Source organism: Zobellia sp. OII3, assembly GCF_002211465.1.
GTDB classification, from domain to species: domain Bacteria; phylum Bacteroidota; class Bacteroidia; order Flavobacteriales; family Flavobacteriaceae; genus Zobellia; species Zobellia galactanivorans.
The window spans coordinates 225,299-243,586 of record NZ_MWRZ01000001.1 but is presented as its reverse complement, the minus strand read 5'-3'; the positions used below and the strand labels follow the sequence as shown (position 1 = coordinate 243,586).

General features: G+C 43.8%; 15 protein-coding genes. 8 read left to right on the top strand and 7 right to left on the bottom strand.

Features of this window, described 5'->3' with window-relative positions:
- Positions 1–7: 7 nt before the first annotated feature.
- Positions 8–2,245 (top strand): TonB-dependent receptor, encoded by a 2,238-nt coding sequence (locus B4Q04_RS00965; protein ID WP_088695739.1) that lies wholly within the window; start codon positions 8–10, stop codon positions 2,243–2,245.
- Positions 2,246–2,269: 24 nt separating this feature from the next.
- Entirely contained in the window at positions 2,270–2,626 is a 357-nt protein-coding gene (locus B4Q04_RS00960; RefSeq protein ID WP_013992530.1) for a heavy-metal-associated domain-containing protein, read from the top strand.
- A gap of 418 nt (positions 2,627–3,044) precedes the next feature.
- Here B4Q04_RS00960 and groL read toward each other — a convergent pair whose 3' ends face one another.
- The 7 genes from groL to miaB all read right to left on the bottom strand — a co-directional run bounded on the left by groL (position 3,045) and on the right by miaB (position 9,859).
- Positions 3,045–4,676: a chaperonin GroEL gene (gene groL, locus B4Q04_RS00950; protein ID WP_013992528.1), complete on the bottom strand. Its 1,632-nt coding sequence runs from the start codon at positions 4,674–4,676 to the stop codon at positions 3,045–3,047.
- Positions 4,677–4,780: 104 nt separating this feature from the next.
- Positions 4,781–5,059, bottom strand: coding sequence for a co-chaperone GroES (gene groES, locus B4Q04_RS00945; protein ID WP_013992527.1), 279 nt, complete (start codon positions 5,057–5,059; stop codon positions 4,781–4,783).
- A gap of 145 nt (positions 5,060–5,204) precedes the next feature.
- Complete coding sequence (secG, locus tag B4Q04_RS00940) at positions 5,205–5,567, bottom strand: preprotein translocase subunit SecG (RefSeq protein WP_013992526.1); 363 nt, start codon at positions 5,565–5,567, stop codon at positions 5,205–5,207.
- Between the two features lie 7 nt (positions 5,568–5,574).
- A complete protein-coding gene (locus tag B4Q04_RS00935; protein WP_088695738.1) occupies positions 5,575–6,495 on the bottom strand; it encodes a hypothetical protein in 921 nt (306 codons plus the stop codon).
- A 55-nt stretch (positions 6,496–6,550) separates the two neighbouring features.
- Positions 6,551–7,069 carry an LptE family protein gene (locus tag B4Q04_RS00930; RefSeq protein WP_013992524.1) on the bottom strand — a complete coding sequence of 173 codons (519 nt, stop codon included), beginning with the start codon at positions 7,067–7,069 and terminating at the stop codon, positions 6,551–6,553.
- 46 nt (positions 7,070–7,115) lie between these two features.
- Positions 7,116–8,384 carry a sigma 54-interacting transcriptional regulator gene (locus B4Q04_RS00925; RefSeq protein WP_013992523.1) on the bottom strand — a complete coding sequence of 423 codons (1,269 nt, stop codon included), beginning with the start codon at positions 8,382–8,384 and terminating at the stop codon, positions 7,116–7,118.
- A gap of 29 nt (positions 8,385–8,413) precedes the next feature.
- Positions 8,414–9,859 carry a tRNA (N6-isopentenyl adenosine(37)-C2)-methylthiotransferase MiaB gene (gene miaB / locus B4Q04_RS00920; protein ID WP_013992522.1) on the bottom strand — a complete coding sequence of 482 codons (1,446 nt, stop codon included), beginning with the start codon at positions 9,857–9,859 and terminating at the stop codon, positions 8,414–8,416.
- 142 nt (positions 9,860–10,001) lie between these two features.
- On the opposite strand from miaB, the gene B4Q04_RS00915 reads away from it, so the two are divergent.
- The 6 genes from B4Q04_RS00915 (at position 10,002) to gldL (ending at position 18,280) form a co-directional block, all read left to right on the top strand.
- Positions 10,002–10,733, top strand: coding sequence for a hypothetical protein (locus tag B4Q04_RS00915; protein WP_088695737.1), 732 nt, complete (start codon positions 10,002–10,004; stop codon positions 10,731–10,733).
- Between the two features lie 113 nt (positions 10,734–10,846).
- A complete protein-coding gene (locus tag B4Q04_RS00910; protein ID WP_013992520.1) occupies positions 10,847–12,121 on the top strand; it encodes an LVIVD repeat-containing protein in 1,275 nt (424 codons plus the stop codon).
- A gap of 121 nt (positions 12,122–12,242) precedes the next feature.
- Positions 12,243–14,735, top strand: coding sequence for a type I DNA topoisomerase (topA, locus tag B4Q04_RS00905; RefSeq protein ID WP_088695736.1), 2,493 nt, complete (start codon positions 12,243–12,245; stop codon positions 14,733–14,735).
- 112 nt (positions 14,736–14,847) lie between these two features.
- Positions 14,848–16,005 (top strand): formimidoylglutamase, encoded by a 1,158-nt coding sequence (locus B4Q04_RS00900; protein WP_013992518.1) that lies wholly within the window; start codon positions 14,848–14,850, stop codon positions 16,003–16,005.
- A 123-nt stretch (positions 16,006–16,128) separates the two neighbouring features.
- Complete coding sequence (gene gldK, locus B4Q04_RS00895) at positions 16,129–17,484, top strand: gliding motility lipoprotein GldK (RefSeq protein WP_013992517.1); 1,356 nt, start codon at positions 16,129–16,131, stop codon at positions 17,482–17,484.
- Positions 17,485–17,623: 139 nt separating this feature from the next.
- Positions 17,624–18,280, top strand: coding sequence for a gliding motility protein GldL (gldL, locus tag B4Q04_RS00890; RefSeq protein WP_013992516.1), 657 nt, complete (start codon positions 17,624–17,626; stop codon positions 18,278–18,280).
- Positions 18,281–18,288: the final 8 nt, after the last annotated feature.

Here is an 18,288-nt window from a genome sequence, read left to right as displayed (position 1 = left end):
AATATAAATGAATAAATATATAGTAGTATGGGTAGCGGCGCTGTTGCCGTGGTTGGCTTTTTCACAGGAAAAAGTTGAAGGAACAGTCATCGATTCGGGGGCGTCAAATGAACAGGGGCTTCCGGGTGCCAACGTGTATTGGATGAATTCCCAAATCGGGGTGGTAACCGATATTGACGGAAAATTTTCCATTCCTTATAAAAAAGAGTACAATAAGTTGATCGTGAGTTATGTCGGATATGAGTCCGATACCTTAACGGTCAACGCCCCCAAGACGCTTCGGTTGCGGTTAAAGGCTTCCAATACCTTGGATGAGGTGGTAGTGCAGCAAAAACGGGACGATATTCAGAAAGCCTATTTTAGTCCGCAGAACGTGGTTACGGTAAACAGTGCCGAATTGTTGAAGGCGGCCTGTTGTAATTTGGCCGAAAGTTTTGAGACCAACCCCGCCATAGATGTGAACCTATCCGATGGTTTAACGGGTACCAAGCAAATTCAGATGTTGGGATTGACGAGTCCGTATTTGTTGATTACCCAAGAAAATATTCCCATGGTCCGCGGGGCTTCGCAGGCCTATGGCCTCACCTTTACGCCCGGAACCTGGATCGAAAGTATTCAGATTACCAAGGGGGCGGGAAGTGTGGTGAACGGATATGAGAGTATTTCGGGCCAGATCAATACCGAGTTGGTAAAACCCCTTACCGATAATGCCGTTTTTGTGAATGGGTATGGGAATGAAAACGGACGCTATGAGCTGAATACGCATTTCAATAAAAAGCTTAACGAAAAGTGGAGTACGGGACTGTATATTCACGGAAACAAAAGAACCCAAAAGGAAGATGATAACGAAGACGGCTTTCTCGATGCTCCCCTGGCCGACCAGATCAATGTAATGAACCGATGGCAGTACCAGGATCCCGAAAAGGGATGGGTGAGCTTCTTTAACGTGCGCTTTTTGAATGATGGGAAGCAGGTCGGGCAGGTAGATTTTAATCCCGATACCGATAAGTTTACGACCAATGCATGGGGTAGCGAAATCAATACCCGAAGGTTCGATACTTCCTTGAAACTGGGCTACGTTTTTCCGGAATTGCCTTTTCAGAGTTTCGGCTTTCAAACGGCCTATAGCCTCCATAAGCAGGATTCGTACTTTGGATTTAGGACCTATGATATCAACCATGAGAGCATATACACCAATTTGCTTTTTAATTCGATTATCGGCGATACCCGAAATAAGTTTAAAACAGGACTCTCCTTTGCCTATGATGGATATGATGAGTTGGTGAATACAACGGATTATTCCCGGGAAGATAAGTCCGTCGGCGCTTTTATGGAGTACAGCTATGAGAACCTGGAAAAGGTAAGCTTGACGGCGGGCCTTCGTGTAGACAACCATAATAGGTTGGGAACTTTTGTAACCCCGAGGTTTCATATACGTTATACGCCATGGGGTCAAGGAAGCCTAAGGGGCTCTTTCGGAAGGGGCAAGCGTGCGGCCAATATCTTTGCCGAAAACCAACAATTGTTCGCATCGTCGCGGCAAATCAATATCTTGAACGAAGGAGGGGAGGTTTACGGGCTGGAGCCCGAAGATGCCTGGAACTACGGAGTGAGTTTTTTGCAAGGGTTTAATTTTCTGAATAAGAAAGGTAATATTGCCCTTGATTATTATATTACCGACTTTAAGAACCAGGTGGTTGTCGATTGGGAAAACCCACAAGAGGTGTCCTTCTACAATTTGGACGGAGATAGCAAGGCGAAAAGTTTTCAGGTAGAGGTGAATTATGAACTCTTGACGGGACTTGATTTACGTACGGCTTATAAGTATTACGATGTATCCACGGATTACAAGAGCGGTAATTTGCAAAAGCCTTTACAGGCCCAGCATCGGCTTTTTGCCAATTTAGGGTATAAGACCAAGGTAAAGGAAAACGGTTCGCAGTGGAAATTTGACTATACCCTGCATAGCATGGGGGAAAAGAGATTGCCCAACACGGCCTCAAACCCTGTGGCCTATCAACTGGCGGCATATTCATCGCCGTACAACCATATGAATGCCCAGATAACAAAAGTGTTCTCCAATACGTTTGAAATATATGTAGGGGGTGAAAACCTGTCGAATGTACAGCAAGATAATCCGGTGTTGGGTGCCGATAATCCTTTTGGCCCTAATTTTGATACCACTATCATATACGCGCCTATAATGGGCCGAATGTTCTATGGCGGATTCAGGGTTAAAATTTAATGACTATAAATAAACACAAGTAAAATGAAGACAACGATTGTAACAATGGTAATGACCCTTATGGTCATGGTGACATTTGCACAAGACAAGAACAAGAAAATGACCTTTGATGTCAACGGAAAATGTGCCATGTGCAAGGCGCGTATAGAAAAGGCGGCCCTTAATGTAAAAGGGGTCAAGTACGCTTCATGGGATATAGCTTCACATCAATTGTCCCTTATCATGGATGAACGAAAAACGGACCCCATGAAAATTAAATCGGCCATCGTGGCCGTTGGACACGACACCAAGGAGCTTAAGGCTACGGAAGAGGCTTACGAGAGTGTGCATCCTTGTTGTAGATATAGGGAAGACAATACCGATGATAGTGGGCATCACTAAAGTTATGGTGCTGTAAATTAGTTTTTATGTCGGGTTTCGGGCAAGGTTGACCTATGCGAATTATTTTTGGTTAATTTTTTCCCAAAGCGGATATCACGAGTCAAAAAGTAATCTACCTTAGATTTGCTTATTTAATTATAGAAACTATGGCACAAGCAAAAAATGCAGGTAAACCATCTGCTAAGCCTTCACCGGCAAAGTCCGGTAAAAAGGCTGCTCCGAAAGCTGCTCCTAGAAAGAAGTAGTCGGTCGACCCGGTAGGGTCTAGATGTCGGACAGGAAAACCATCCCTTAAAAAAGGATGGTTTTTTTGTTTGTATAGGTGCATAAAAAAAACCGCTCTTGTACATTCAAGAGCGGTTTAATATTATAATATTGAAGCACAGGCCAATTAGGAATCGGCTGTGGTGCCTCGCTACTACATCATACCTGGCATTCCGCCTCCACCCATTGGTGGTGCAGCAGGAGCATCTTCTTTAATGTCTGTCAAGGCGCATTCGGTAGTTAAGATCATACCGGCAACAGATGCGGCATTCTCCAATGCAACACGGGTTACCTTCTTAGGATCGATAATACCTGCTTTGAACATCTCAACGTATTTTTCAGATTTGGCATCGTAACCGTAATCAGCCTTGCCGTCCAATATTTTGGCAACTACTACCGAACCTTCGCCTCCAGCATTGGAAACAATGGTGCGAAGTGGAGCTTCAATGGCACGGGCAACAATCTGTAGACCAGTTTCTTCGTCTGCGTTTTCAACGCTTACTTTTGAAAGAACGGTTTTGGCGCGAACCAAGGCTACACCACCACCGGCAACGATACCTTCTTCAACGGCAGCTCTAGTGGCATGCAAAGCATCGTCAACACGATCTTTCTTCTCTTTCATTTCAACTTCAGAAGCGGCACCAACATAAAGTACGGCAACACCACCGGCCAATTTGGCCAAACGTTCTTGAAGTTTTTCTTTGTCGTAATCAGAAGTTGTAGTCTCGATTTGAGATTTGATTTGGTTTACTCGGGTCTTGATGTCTTTTTGAACACCACCTCCATTAACAACGGTTGTGTTGTCTTTGTCGATAGAAACTTTTTCACAAGTACCCAGCATATCGATAGTGGTATTGTCTAAAGAGAAACCTCTTTCTTCAGAGATTACCGTACCACCGGTCAAGATAGCGATGTCTTCCAACATAGCCTTTCTTCTGTCACCGAAGCCTGGAGCTTTAACAGCGGCAATTTTTAGGGATCCGCGAAGTTTGTTTACTACCAAGGTAGCCAATGCTTCACCGTCAACGTCTTCGGCAATGATCAATAAAGGTTTACCTGATTGGGCAACGGGCTCCAATACGGGAAGCAAATCTTTCATTGAAGAGATTTTCTTGTCGAACAACAAGATGTATGGGTTCTCTAGGTCCGCAGTCATTTTCTCGGAATCGGTCACAAAATATGGGGAAAGGTAACCTCTGTCAAACTGCATACCTTCAACAACGTCAACGTAAGTATCGGTTCCTTTGGCTTCTTCAACGGTGATTACACCTTCTTTACCAACCTTACCGAAAGCCTCGGCGATCAATTCGCCAATGGTCTCGTCGTTGTTGGCGGAAATAGAAGCAACTTGCTTGATTTTTTCTGAAGAATCGCCAACTTTTTTAGATTGTTTGGCCAGGTCTTCAACAATAGCATCAACAGCTTTGTCTATACCTCTTTTTAAATCCATTGGATTTGCACCTGCAGCTACGTTCTTCAAGCCTTCTTTTACGATAGCTTGGGCAAGGACAGTGGCGGTAGTGGTACCGTCACCTGCAAGGTCGTTGGTTTTGGAAGCAACTTCCTTAACCATTTGTGCACCCATGTTCTCAAGGGCGTCTGCCAATTCAATTTCCTTTGCAACTGTAACACCATCCTTGGTTACCTGTGGGCCACCGAAAGATTTACTGATGATTACGTTTCTACCTTTTGGTCCTAAAGTTACTTTAACTGCATTTGCCAATGCATCGACACCTCTTCTAAGGCCGTCGCGTGCATCGATATCAAACTTTATATCTTTTGCCATAATATATTACTATTAGTTTTTTCCACCGGGGTGGATATTTTTTAAATTGATCTTATTGTTTCATAAAAAATTCCTGTGGTTAACAACAGGAATGACAAAAAAAATTAGATAATGGCCAAAACGTCACTTTCGCGCATCATAAGATAATCAACGCCTTCAAGCTTAAGCTCTGTACCAGCATATTTACCATACAATACAGTATCGCCAACTTTTACTGTCACCTTTTCGTCTTTGGTGCCAGGCCCTACGGCAACAATTTTGCCTTGTTGAGGTTTTTCTTTAGCCGTATCTGGAATGTAGATACCCGATGCTGTCTTGGTTTCAGCAGCCATAGGTTCGATAAGAACCCTATCTGCCAATGGTTTAATGTTTACTTTTGCCATATTTTTAGTTTTTAGTTTGAAAAATTATATTCTCGAATTCCTATTGGGCAGAAATTATGCCATTAGCTGAAAACTGACACATTGTTAAACCAAAAATGCCAGCTTGTCACTAAGCTGGCATTTTCGTATATGATTATGTGTGTTTTTATAAGCTGTCGGCAGGACTACTTGTCGGTGCAGGTGCCTCTTGTGGCACAGTTTCCGGTAGAGCTTCTGGAACAACGGTCTCAATGCCGTCTCCGTTTAAGAGTTTAGAGTCCATGTCGCTATAGTTGCCTTTAAGGGCAACGTTAGAGGCTAGAATTAAAACAACGAGTAGTATGGCTAACGTCCATGTACTTTTGTCGAGGAAATCCCCTGTCTTTTTTACACCGCCTACGATTTGACTGCCGCCACCACCAAAAGAAGATGATAGTCCGCCACCTTTAGGGTTTTGAACCATGATGACCAATATCAGCAAAAAGCAAACTATAATGATAAGTATTAAAAAAATGGTAAACGTACTCATAGCTACCTTACTTGTTTTCTTGTTGTAATTTTTCCACCGCTTTTATTCGGTCTGCAAAGAAACCACTTTTTTCCGGATATTTCAAACTTAAAATTTTGTAAGATTGAATTGCTTTTTTATATTTTTTTTGTTCCAAATAAACCTTGGCCAAGGTTTCGGTCATCAGTTCCTTTTTGTCAAGGGTGAGCGAAGTTTCAATGGCTATCTTTTGAACGTCTTTTTTGGGTTTGATTTTTGGGTTCTCGGCGATGAACTTGTCGATCAGCTCGAACTTCTTTCTTTTTAAGATTTCTTCCTCCAAAGGGAATTCTATGGCCTTGGGCTCTTCCTTGGCAGAGGTTGGTGTATTTTCTTCCGCTTCGGTTTCGTCGGTGTTGCGGTTTACCGATTTAAAGGTGGTAAGCTGTAACCATTCGGCGAAGGAGTATTTTTCCCTTTTGGTAAAGGGTAGGGGTTCGCCCAGTTGCAGGTTTTCGGAGGCATTTCTTTTTGCTTCCGCAATTTCCTCATCGATCTTAGGGTCTTTCGATTGAAAGAGCTGAGGGTCTAAGAGTTTTTCGGCATCGGCCGATGTTAGTGGGATAGGGGTTTCGCTTTTTTCGACCGGAACCACTTCTTCCGAAATGGTCTCGGTGTCGGCTAGGCCCATCGTCTTGCCTGAAATTTTATCGGCAATGGTATTTTGTAAAAATTCTTCCGAAGTAATAAAATCAAAAAGAACATCGCGATCTGTGGTATAGGCCGCCGTTACTTTTAGGGCATTGTTGTATTTAAAACTGTTGAGGTTTTTTAGGCCCTTTAGGTGCAGCGCCCGTGCTGCCTGAAAGTACGGATACTCTTTAAGCACATCTTCCAGCTGTTTGGTCTGAAGCGGAGAGACCACCTTGTCTGGGTGCTGTAAAAGGTATGTAAAATCTTGTACGTTCATTTTAAAGGGTACTATATATAAGGTACTGTTGATTCTTTGTGCCTAGCGAAAAAAATTACCAATCGGCCAATGAGGCGTTGAATATATCTTGGGTGATTCTTTCGAAAATTACTTCCAAGGCCTCCGTCTTTACCGCAGAGAGTTGTGAGTTGGCCGGGTAGTCATAGAAAAACGAAAAACGTTGTTCGAAATCGGCATCTTCTTTTGTCTTATTATAGAAACGGACGTTTACTGCCATCGATAAGCGGTTTTGGGCCGCGGTCTGTTGGGCCGTGGCACTCATGGGCGAAATGCGGAACTCTACAATTTCCCCTTCGTAAAGCAGGTCGCCATTGGAAGATGTAAGGTCAAGACTGGTCTGGTTCAAGATACGGTCTTGAAGTGCCAATGTAAAGTCTCTTTCGAGTCCGGGCTCGAACGTAGAGCCGGGGTTCTGTGTGGCGTAGTTCTGAAAGGTGGGTATCGTAAAAGTAGTGGCGGTACCCACGTTGCCCCCTGTAAAATTATAGACGCCACAGCCGCTTAGGCTTAAGCATAGAACTAAACAGAGTATGGTGTATGTGTTTTTTTTCAAGGTCTCGTTTAAATATTAAGGTTGTAACTGTATCGCTTTAGGGGTGCTACAGGTCGTATTGTTTTATTTTACGGTATAGGGTGCGTTCCGAAATGCCGAGTTCGGCGGCGGCCGCCTTGCGTTTTCCGCGATTGCGTTCCAGTGATTTTTTTATAAGTTCAACTTCCTTTTCCTGTAAAGATAAGGTTTCTTCTTCTTGAATTTCTTCGGCAAAATGATACTTGTCTTCCATCACGGGCTTGGGAGTGTGCTTTTCCATTCGTGATTCGGGCAAGTGTAGTACTTCTAAAGGGGTGCGTTCGTCTTCCTCGACTTCTTCGCCATTGTCGCCATAGATTTTTTTGATAAGGCCTTCGTTTTCCTCTTGTACCTTTTCACCATCGCTGTTCTTCATCAGCTCCAAGGTGAGTTTCTTTAGGTCGTTAAGGTCACTTTTCATGTCGAACAAGACCTTGTAGAGAATTTCCCTTTCGTTGCTAAAGTCACTTTCCGATTTTTTTTGGCCTATGACCGCGGGTAGGTTTGAGCTACTGGCATTGGGTAAGTAACCGTTGAGGGTTTCCCACGATACATTTCTGCTTTCTTCGAGTACCGAAATCTGTTCGGCTATGTTTCTTAGTTGGCGGATGTTTCCGGGCCAGCGGTATTTTAACAAAAGATCTACGGCATCGTCGTCTAGGCGTATGGTGGGCATTTTGTACTTCTGTCCGAAATCGGAGGCGAATTTTCTAAAAAGCAAATGAATGTCGCCCTGTCGCTCGCGCAAAGGAGGAATATTGATTTCAACCGTGCTCAACCTGTAATATAGGTCTTCCCTGAATTTTTCCTTTTTTATGGCATCGAGCATATTCACGTTCGTGGCCGCTACAATACGCACATTGGTCTTTTGAACCTGGGAAGAACCCACTTTTAGGAATTCGCCGTTTTCTAAAACGCGAAGTAACCTTACTTGGGTGGTTAGCGGCAATTCGCCCACCTCGTCCAAAAAGATCGTTCCCCCGTCGGCAACTTCAAAATAACCGCTTCGGGTTTGGGTGGCACCGGTAAAGGCCCCTTTTTCGTGTCCAAAGAGTTCACTGTCGATTGTGCCCTCGGGTATGGCCCCACAGTTTACCGCAATGTACTTTGCGTGCTTTCTATGGGAAAGGGAATGGATTATTTTCGGAATGGCCTCTTTGCCCACACCACTTTCGCCCGTTACCAAAACGGAAATATCGGTCGGGGCCACTTGAATGGCCTTCTCTATGGCACGGTTGAGCTTGGGGTCGTTGCCAATAAGCTCAAATCGTTGTTTTATGGCTTGTATGTTCTCCATCTTAGTCTGCAATTCGTGGGCTGTTGGATTTAGTTGTTTTCTGAATATCCCACGGCCTCTCCAATGAGGGTGGCCGAGGTACAATCGTCCATTCGTACCATGACAAAATCACCTACTTTATAATTTTCTTTAGGGAAAACTGCAACGGTGTTCTGTGAGTTTCGGCCCATGAAATGCTCGTCCGATTTCTTGGAAGTGCCTTCGATCAACACCTCTTGAACCTTACCAAGATGCTGTTCGGTGCGCTCTTGGCAATGTTGTCTTTGAAGGGCGATGATTTCGGAAAGCCTTCTTTTTTTGATTTCCTCGGGAACGTCATCTTCCATTTTGCGTTCGGCCAATGTTCCCGGTCTTTCGGAATAGGCAAACATGAAGCCGTAATCGTATTTTACATACTCCATCAATGACAGGGTGTCTTTGTGATCTTCTTCCGTTTCCGTAGGGAAGCCGGTGATCATATCCTGTGAAATGGCGCAATCGGGAATGATCTTGCGAATGTTGTCTATAAGCTCAAAATATTCCTCACGGGTATGCAGCCTGTTCATGGCCTTTAAGATGCGGTTGCTTCCGCTCTGTACCGGAAGGTGGATGTAGTTGCAGATATTGTCGTACTTGGCCATGGTATGTATGACGTCAAGGGTCATGTCCTGGGGGTTTGAAGTTGAAAAACGAATACGCATTTTGGGCTGGGCCAAGGCTACCCTTTCCAGCAATTGTGAAAAGTCTACCGCGGTGGCCTTTTGCATGTCCGATGCTTTTTCGAAATCTTTTTTCAAACCGCCCCCATACCATAGGTAGCTGTCTACGTTTTGTCCGAGTAAGGTAATTTCCTTAAAACCTTTGCTCCAAAGGTCGTTGACCTCGTCTATGATAGACTGCGGGTCACGACTGCGTTCACGGCCACGGGTAAAGGGAACCACGCAAAACGTACACATATTGTCGCAGCCTCTTGTAATCGATACAAATGCGGTTACTCCGTTGGTGTTGAGCCGCACCGGGGCAACATCGCCATAGGTTTCGTCTTTAGAGAGAATAACGTTTACGGCACTACGGCCTTCGTCGATTTCTTGGATCAGATTGGGCAGGTCTTTATAGGCATCGGGGCCTACGACCATGTCCACTATTTTTTCTTCCTCTAAAAATTGGTGTTTAAGGCGTTCGGCCATACAGCCCAGTACACCTACTTTCATATGTGGCCTGTCTTTCTTGATGGCATTGAATTTTTCCAATCGCTTGCGAACGGTAAGTTCGGCCTTTTCGCGTATCGAACAGGTGTTTACCAATACTAGGTCGGCCTCCTTTAGGTTTTGTGTGGTATTGAAACCTTCGTTGGCCAATATCGATGCGACGATTTCACTATCTGAAAAATTCATCTGACACCCATAGCTTTCAATATAGAGTTTTTTGCTATTGGCGTTTTTATCTTCAATGGTCAGGGTAGTTCCCTGAAGCGATTCGTCTATAATTTTCTCCATATCTAAGCTTACCTTTCTAATATAACGGGCAGCAAATATAGGGCTTAATACAAGTTTGTGACAAATTGACAGTGAATTTTAATATTATTTTACAACTGTACTCGTGTCAAGATCTTTTTATCTTAGGCGAAAACTAAAAATTATGACCTTGAACCAGCTTACCGAAAAAATAGAACAGAACCCTATCCTCGATTTTGGCACCGTCTTTAGTAGCGCTATTGAGCTTTTTAAAAAAGTATGGTTGCAAGGGTTTATAACAATCTTGTTGACTTTGGTGCTAATGATTCCCCTTTACCTGATTTTTTATGTTCCCTTTATTGTGCTGGGAGTCAGTAATCCCGCTACGTTCGAAAGTGATGTGATGGCACCTGTAATGGGTTTGGCCATGTTTCTTCTGATGCCTGTGTTGATCTTGGGGGTTATGACCATATCGGTGGCCCTTAATGCGGCCTTTATGAGAATTTGTAGGATGAAAGACCTAGGGATTTCAGAACCCGAGGATTATTTTTATTACTTGAAAAATGGCAGATGGAAGAAAAGTTTGGGGCTGGGGCTTTTAATGTTGTTGGTGGCCATAGCGGGAATGTTGCTTTGTGGTGTCGGATTAATATATGCCATGGTACCCCTGTCCCTGTTACCGGCATTTTTTGCGTTTAACGAAGAATTATCTTCGATAGATATACTAAAGGCTTGCTTTAAATTGGGCAACAAGAATTGGTTCATTATTTTCGGATTGATCATTCTTTCGGGTATAATGGCCGAGCTTGGTATTGTACTTTGTGGGGTGGGGATATTCTTTACCGCCATGTTCTCTAAGGTTCCTACCTATTATATGTATAAAAATGGTGTCGGTTTCAAAGAGGATGGGGTCTAGCCTGTCGATATAATTTTTTAGGAAGCTACGCAACGTTACATTGCTTGGCGCATCTGATTGGTAGATAGGTCGATAGGGTATCGACCGTTTTTCAACCAATCAAACCAAAAACTATGAAAAAGACCCTAGGTTTAGTATGGGTAATTGCTGTGCTGGCCTTTATCGGCTGTGCCGATGATAAAGACGATGCCCAAGGGGGCGAGTATCTTGTGGCAACACCCATTACTGCCGATTTAAAACAGTTTAAAGAGGAGGCCGTTGCCGTTACCGAGCCTGTGCCCATCAAAGAATCGGGTAAAATCTACGCCTATAAAGATTATGTTTTCGTTAACGATGTAAACCGGGGCTTTCATGTAATCGATAACAGTAATCCCGTAAACCCGCATGCCATTTCGTTTATCAAGTTGGAGGGGAATTATGATATCTCCATCAAAAATGACCACCTATATGCCGATAGTTATGGCGATTTGGTCATTATGGATATTTCGGATATCAATGCAGTTAAGATGGTGAAGCGAATGGAAGGGGCCATCTACCAGCAATTTTGGTGTACCGTAGGTTTTGATGTCGATTGGCCACAGGCCGATTTTTATGATTATGAGGGTTTCGATGCCAGTAAGGAAGCTATTGTTGGATGGGAGGTAAAGTCGCAACGCCTTTCGGAAGAAGAGCTTCAGGATAAATACGGGGTCGGCGGTCCCAATGGCGACGTCGCCTTTAGTAACACTAGTTCCGAGACGGGGCAGGGTGGGTCATTGGCGCGGTTTAAGATCGTAGACGATTATCTGTACGCGGTAGAGTGGTCCAGTATCAGTGTCTTTGATATTTCCGATTTGAGTGAACCCAAGACCTTAGAGGATGTTTATGTAAACGGGGCGATCGAGACCATATACAATCAGGGGGATATATTGTTTATAGGAGGTACCCAAGGTATGTATATCTACGATATCTCATCGCCTGAAAAACCGAAGTACGTTTCAGAATTTGTCCATGGCACGGCTTGTGATCCTGTAGTGGTCGATGGCGATTATGCCTTCGTTACCCTAAGGGGCGAAAACTCCTGTGGGAACACCGAGAGCGGACTCTATATCGTTGATGTTTCAAATTTGGCGAGTCCTGAACTGGAGAAATTTTATCCGTTGGAAGGTCCTTATGGTATAGGTTTTAAAGATAGTTGGCTTTTTGTTTGTGATGGGGATGATGGCCTAAAGGTGTATGACAAGACCGATGTAAATGATTTAAAATTGGTAAGCCACTTTAAGGACATTGTGACCTATGATGTGATTCCCCTAGAGGAATCCCTGTTGATGATAGGTGATAAAGTGCTGTATCAATATGTGTATTTGAACGATAGCATTCGATTGCTGAGTACCTTCGATTTGAAGTAAATTTATGGTAAACGAATTTGAAACGCCCCTATTTACGGGGTGTTTTTTTTATGTCTAATATATAAGGTATGGCAGCTAATTAAAAAAATCAATTACTTTTGTTTTATCAAACAAACCATGAATGGCTAAGAATTTAGTAATAGTAGAGTCACCTGCAAAGGCAAAAACGATAGAAAAGTTTTTAGGAAAGGATTATAAGGTAGAGTCCAGTTTCGGGCATATTGCCGATTTACCTTCCAAAGAACTAGGGGTAGATGTCGAGAATGATTTTAAGCCCAAATATATTGTCGATAAAGACAAGAAAGCCTTGGTGAAAAAACTTGGGGATTTGGCCAAGAAAGCGGAAACAATATGGCTCGCAAGTGATGAAGACCGCGAAGGAGAAGCCATTTCCTGGCATTTAGCGGAAACCTTGGGCCTAGATAAAAATAAGACCAAGCGTATTGTCTTTAACTCCATTACCAAGTCTGCCATACAGAAAGCGATAGAAAATCCGCGAGAGATCAATTATAACTTGGTCAATGCCCAACAGGCCAGAAGGGTGTTAGACCGCTTGGTGGGGTACGAGCTTTCTCCCGTGTTATGGAAAAAGATCAAACCGGGACTTTCGGCCGGTAGGGTACAATCCGTTGCCGTTCGTCTTATAGTGGAACGGGAAAGGGATATTGAGGCCTTTACAGCAGAAGCGTCCTTTAGGGTGTCGGCAGAGTTCAAGACCCTTGAGGGTAGTGTGTTTACGGCAAAATTGAACAAAACCTTCCCTACAAAAGAAGAGGCACAGGCCTTTTTGAACGAAAACATAGGGGCTGATTTTTCAGTTGGGAACCTAGATAAAAAACCGGCAAAAAAGTCGCCATCGGCACCTTTTACCACCTCTACCTTACAGCAGGAAGCTTCAAGAAAGCTTTATTTTTCGGTAGGTAGAACAATGCAAGTGGCACAGCGTCTATACGAGGCGGGGCTTATCACCTATATGAGAACCGATAGTGTGAACCTTTCGGGGGAAGCCATAGCGGCGGCCAAAGATGCCATTATAGACAACTACGGTGAAAAGTACAGTACCGTCCGTAACTTTAAAGGGAAGTCGAAAGGGGCGCAAGAGGCTCACGAGGCCATTCGACCCACGGATATAACCAATCAATCACCATCACTTGAGCGCGACCAGTCTAAATTGTACGAATTGATTTGGAAGCGTACCATAGCCTCGCAGATGAGCGATGCCCAATTGGAACGTACGAACGTAAAAATTAAGGCAAGTACCCATTCAGAGCTATTTACGGCCAATGGGGAGGTCATTAAGTTCGATGGTTTCCTTAAGGTGTATATGGAAGGCCTTGATGAAGAAGATGTGGCCGAAGAGCAAGAAGGAATGCTTCCTGCCATGAAAGTGGGCGAAGCTTTAAAGAACAATTATATTACCGCGACCGAACGTTTTTCAAGGCCGCCATACCGCTTTACCGAAGCATCTTTGGTGAAAAAGCTCGAAGAACTGGGTATTGGTCGACCGTCTACATATGCGCCGACCATTTCCACTATTCAGAATAGGGGCTATGTAGAAAAAGGAACGGTTGAGGGTACGGAACGAAATTATGTGCAGTTGCTTTTGGAAGCTGGTGCCGTAAAAGAGAAAAAACTCTCTGAAATGGTCGGTTCCGACAAAGGTAAGCTGGTGCCTACCGATATCGGCATGATCGTAAACGACTTTTTGGTAAGTCATTTTGCCACGATCCTTGATTATAATTTTACCGCCAAGGTAGAGGAAGATTTTGATGAGATCGCCGAGGGAGAAGAAGATTGGCAGAAGGTGATGAGGGATTTTTACAAAGATTTCCACCCGAATGTACTCGATGTGCAAGAAAATGCCGATCGAGCCAGTGGCGAACGTATTTTAGGCGAGGATCCTAAAACGGGCCGTCAAGTGTCCGTTCGTTTGGGGCGTTTTGGGCCTATGGTTCAAATGGGTACCGTTGATGATGAGGAAAAACCCAAGTTTGCAAGCCTTTTGCCCGAACAGTCCTTGACCACTATTACTTACGATGAGGCAATGGAGTTGTTCAAGCTTCCGCGAAAGCTAGGGGTTTATGAAGGAGAGGAAATCGAGGCGAATGTAGGTAGGTTTGGACCTTATGTGCGTTTTGGGAAGAAATTCGTGTCCCTGGAAGCGGGAGAGAGCGCCTTCGACGTAAACTTCGACCGTGCGGTCGAGTTGATAAAGCAAAAGCAAAAAGCCGATGCCCCCATCTATACCTATGAAGGTAAGGAGGTAACGAAAGGAACCGGAAGGTTCGGGCCTTTTATCAAATGGGACGGTATGTTTATTAATGTTAATAAGAAATATGATTTCGATAACCTTTCGAATGATGACCTTATTGAGTTGATTGAAGCTAAAAAACAAAAAGAAATCGATAAGGTAGTGCAAAACTGGCCTGAAGAAGGTATACGTATCGAAAAGGCACGTTGGGGCAGGCACAACATTATAAAAGGTAAGGTAAAGGTAGAGCTGGCCAAGACCGTTGATGCGGCCAAGATGTCTTTGGACGAGGCCAAAAAAATGATCGAACAGAAAACGCCGAAGAAAAAAACAAAGGCTAAGCCCAAGGCCAAAAAGAAATAGCTTGTGCCGATAGCTTCGTCCTTTAGGGCGGGTTTTATAAACGAAAATGAAAAAAACGGAGGCGCATTATATGCGTCTCTATGGTTTAAACACAAATAATCTTTCAAGATAAATGGCATTTGATTTTTTGGTTCCAGTAGAAGATAAAGTAATTGCCCACTGTGAACTATTTGCGGCCCAGTCTTTGGGCAAGCATACAAGGTTGCACACCACAAGGGACGGTATTCCCGACCTAGAGGGGGTGTCTATTGCCATTCTAGGTGTGAAAGAATCGAGAAACGCTTTTGAAAAGAAGACCGAAAAGCTCGATGTCTCGGCTATACGGATTCAATTGTACAAGTTGTTGTTGGGCAACTGGGATTCAAAATTGGCCGATATGGGCGATATTGAGGAAGGAGCAACGGTAGAGGATACGTATTTTGTAGTAAAGAATACCTTGGCGGCCCTTCTCGAGAAGAAAATCATACCTATAGTAATAGGGGCGACCCAAGACATTACCTACCCGGCTTACCGGTCGTTCGACGGTATTATCGACTTGGTCAATCTCGTGGCGGTAGACAGTAGGTTCGATTTTGGAATGGACGACGAGCTGATTTCATCGCATTCGTACATGAGCAAGATCATTACCGATAAGCCCAATAACCTGTTCAACTTTTCCAATATCGGCTATCAGAGCTATTTTAACGCACAAGAGGAAATCGATCTGATGGAGCGTCTGTTTTTTGATGCCTATCGTTTGGGGGAACTGGGTTCCGATATTAGCTTGGCCGAGCCGGTGCTGCGCAACGCCCATATGATCAGTATGGATGCCCGTGCCGTAAGGGCAAGTGAAATAGGATTGTCTGATAACTTTTCGCCCAACGGTTTTACCGGGCGCGAGATATGTGCCATTGCCAGATATGCGGGAATAAGTGATAAAGTAAACATATTTGGACTCTATGAAATGGAGAATACCAATCAATCGTGTCAGCTGATGGCCCAGATAATTTGGTATTTCATCGAAGGTTATAATTTTCGAAGAAACGAATCGCCATTTGAGAGTAGTGAAAACTTTACCAAGTATATTGTTCCAACAGACACCGAGGAGCTTACCTTTCACAAGAGTCACCTGACCGATAGGTGGTGGGTAGAGGTCCCTTCTATTTTGACGCCGCATACTAAATCAAATTCGGTGGCGTTATTACCATGCACCAAAAAGGACTATCTGGAAGCATGCGACCAAAACATTCCTGAGCGGTGGTTCAAGGCCTATAAAAAAGGTTTTAATTGAGTTGAAAAAAAATATAGTATAATTGCCTTCAATACAATAATTTGATCAAATCACAGTTTTAGAGTGTAGAATTAAATCATAGTATTTGCAGTTAGTAACCAGAATCGAAATTTAACCTAAAGTATGAAAAAGCTATTGTTATCATCTATAGCGTTTGTTTTTTTGCTCAGCAGTTGCGGGTCAAAAACCAAAGGAGAGCTAGTCGGGGTCCAAGGAAAGAAATGGTACCCTGAGAAACCTTATGGTATGGAGCTCATTCCAAGAGGTTCCTTTATCATGGGTAAATCCGAAGAAGACCAGGCTAAAGTTCTGAACGCACCAACAAAGACCGTTACGGTCAGATCGTTCTACATGGATGATACCGAGATTACGAACAGCGAGTATCGTCAGTTCGTAGAATGGGTGCAGGATTCCATTACCAGGACGCGATTGGCCATATTGGCCGACGAACTAGGTTTGGGGCCGGAAGACGGAGGTATTGGCGAGTATGCGTTCAAGGATGCGGACACAACAAAACTTTCAGCTTACGACAAGTACATGTTGGACAATTATGCCGGCATGGGCGAAACTGGTTTTGAAGGTCGCGCTTTGAACAAAGAAGAAGATTTGATCTGGGATATCTCTGAATATCCAGATGAGTATTATACCGAGGTTATGGATTCCTTGTACATTCCCGAAGAGGAATCGTATAACGGTCAGCGTACTATCGATGTAACCAAATTGAAGTACAAGTACAGCTGGATGGATATCGAAGCTGCCGCCCGTTCTAGAACCGGAAGCAGAAAAGATTTTATCCGTCAGGAAGAACTTGAAATCTATCCAGATACAACCGTTTGGATCCGTGATTTTGAATACTCGTACAATGAACCGATGCACAACGATTACTTTTGGCACGATGCGTACAGCGAGTATCCTGTAGTCGGGGTGTCTTGGCAGCAAGCCAGGGCCTTCTGTAACTGGAGGACCAAGTTCAAGAACGATGACCAAAAAAGTAAAGGCAAGCAATTTGTAAACCAGTTCAGGTTACCTACCGAAGCTGAATGGGAATATGCTGCCAGAGGTGGTATCGAAGGAGGAACCTACCCATGGGGCGGACCTTACGTGATAAGCGATACAGGTTGCTTTATGGCAAACTTTAAACCACAACGAGGCGATTATGCGGCCGATGCAGCTTTATACACTGTAGAAGCGAAATCATATGAGCCTAACGACTTCAACCTTTACAACATGGCCGGTAACGTGTCTGAATGGACCAACTCCAGCTATGATCCATCATCTTACGAATTCGTTTCTACAATGAACCCCAACGGTGGCGACGGGGCAAATGCTAGAAAAGTAATACGAGGTGGTTCTTGGAAAGATGTTGCTTACTTCCTACAGGTAAGTACAAGAGATTACGAATATGCCGATTCGGCACGTAGTTACATCGGTTTCCGAACGGTACAGGATTATATGGGAGAAGAAGATTCAACACAATAGAACACCTACGTTTTATAGTTTATTTCAAATACACAAATACACCCTCGGATTTTTCAAGCCATTGGAAATGACGAAAACAAATCAAACAGTAAACCAAATCTTTATTATTAACATTAAATTTCAAATTAAATCTTAAATTATGGCACAGTCAAAATCAACAAAAAAGTTATTCAACATGGCCTACGGTCTTGGAGCGTCGGTAGTAATTATTGGTGCGTTATTCAAGATACTTCACTGGGAATTCGGACCTTTAACAGGTGGTCTTCTTTTGGCGATAGGTCTTATCACTGAAGCTCTTATTTTTGCCATTAGTGCATTTGAGCCTGTAGATGACGAGTACGATTGGTCTTTAGTATACCCAGAATTGGCCGGTGGTGCTTCTTCAGGAGTTGCTAGAAGTAACGAAGCCCAGGAAATCAAGGAAGCTGAGGCTTCATTGTCCGCTAAATTGGACAACTTGCTAAAAGAAGCCGGTGTTGATGCCAGCTTAATGGAGAGCCTTGGTTCTAGTATCCGCAACTTTGAAGGTGCTGCCAAAGGTATTGCCCCAACGGTTGACGCTATGGAGTCTACAAGAAAATATTCTGAGGAAATGGTTCAGGCCGCAGCCCAGATGGAATCTTTGAACAGCTTGTACAAAGTACAGTTGGAAAGCGCTAGCAAACAAGCTTCGGTAAACGAAGAAGTTGTACAGAACGCATCTGCCCTAAAAGATCAAATGGAGTCATTGGCTACCAACCTTTCTTCTTTGAACGGAGTCTACGGAGGTATGTTGACTGCAATGAACAGAAACTAATTAGAGAT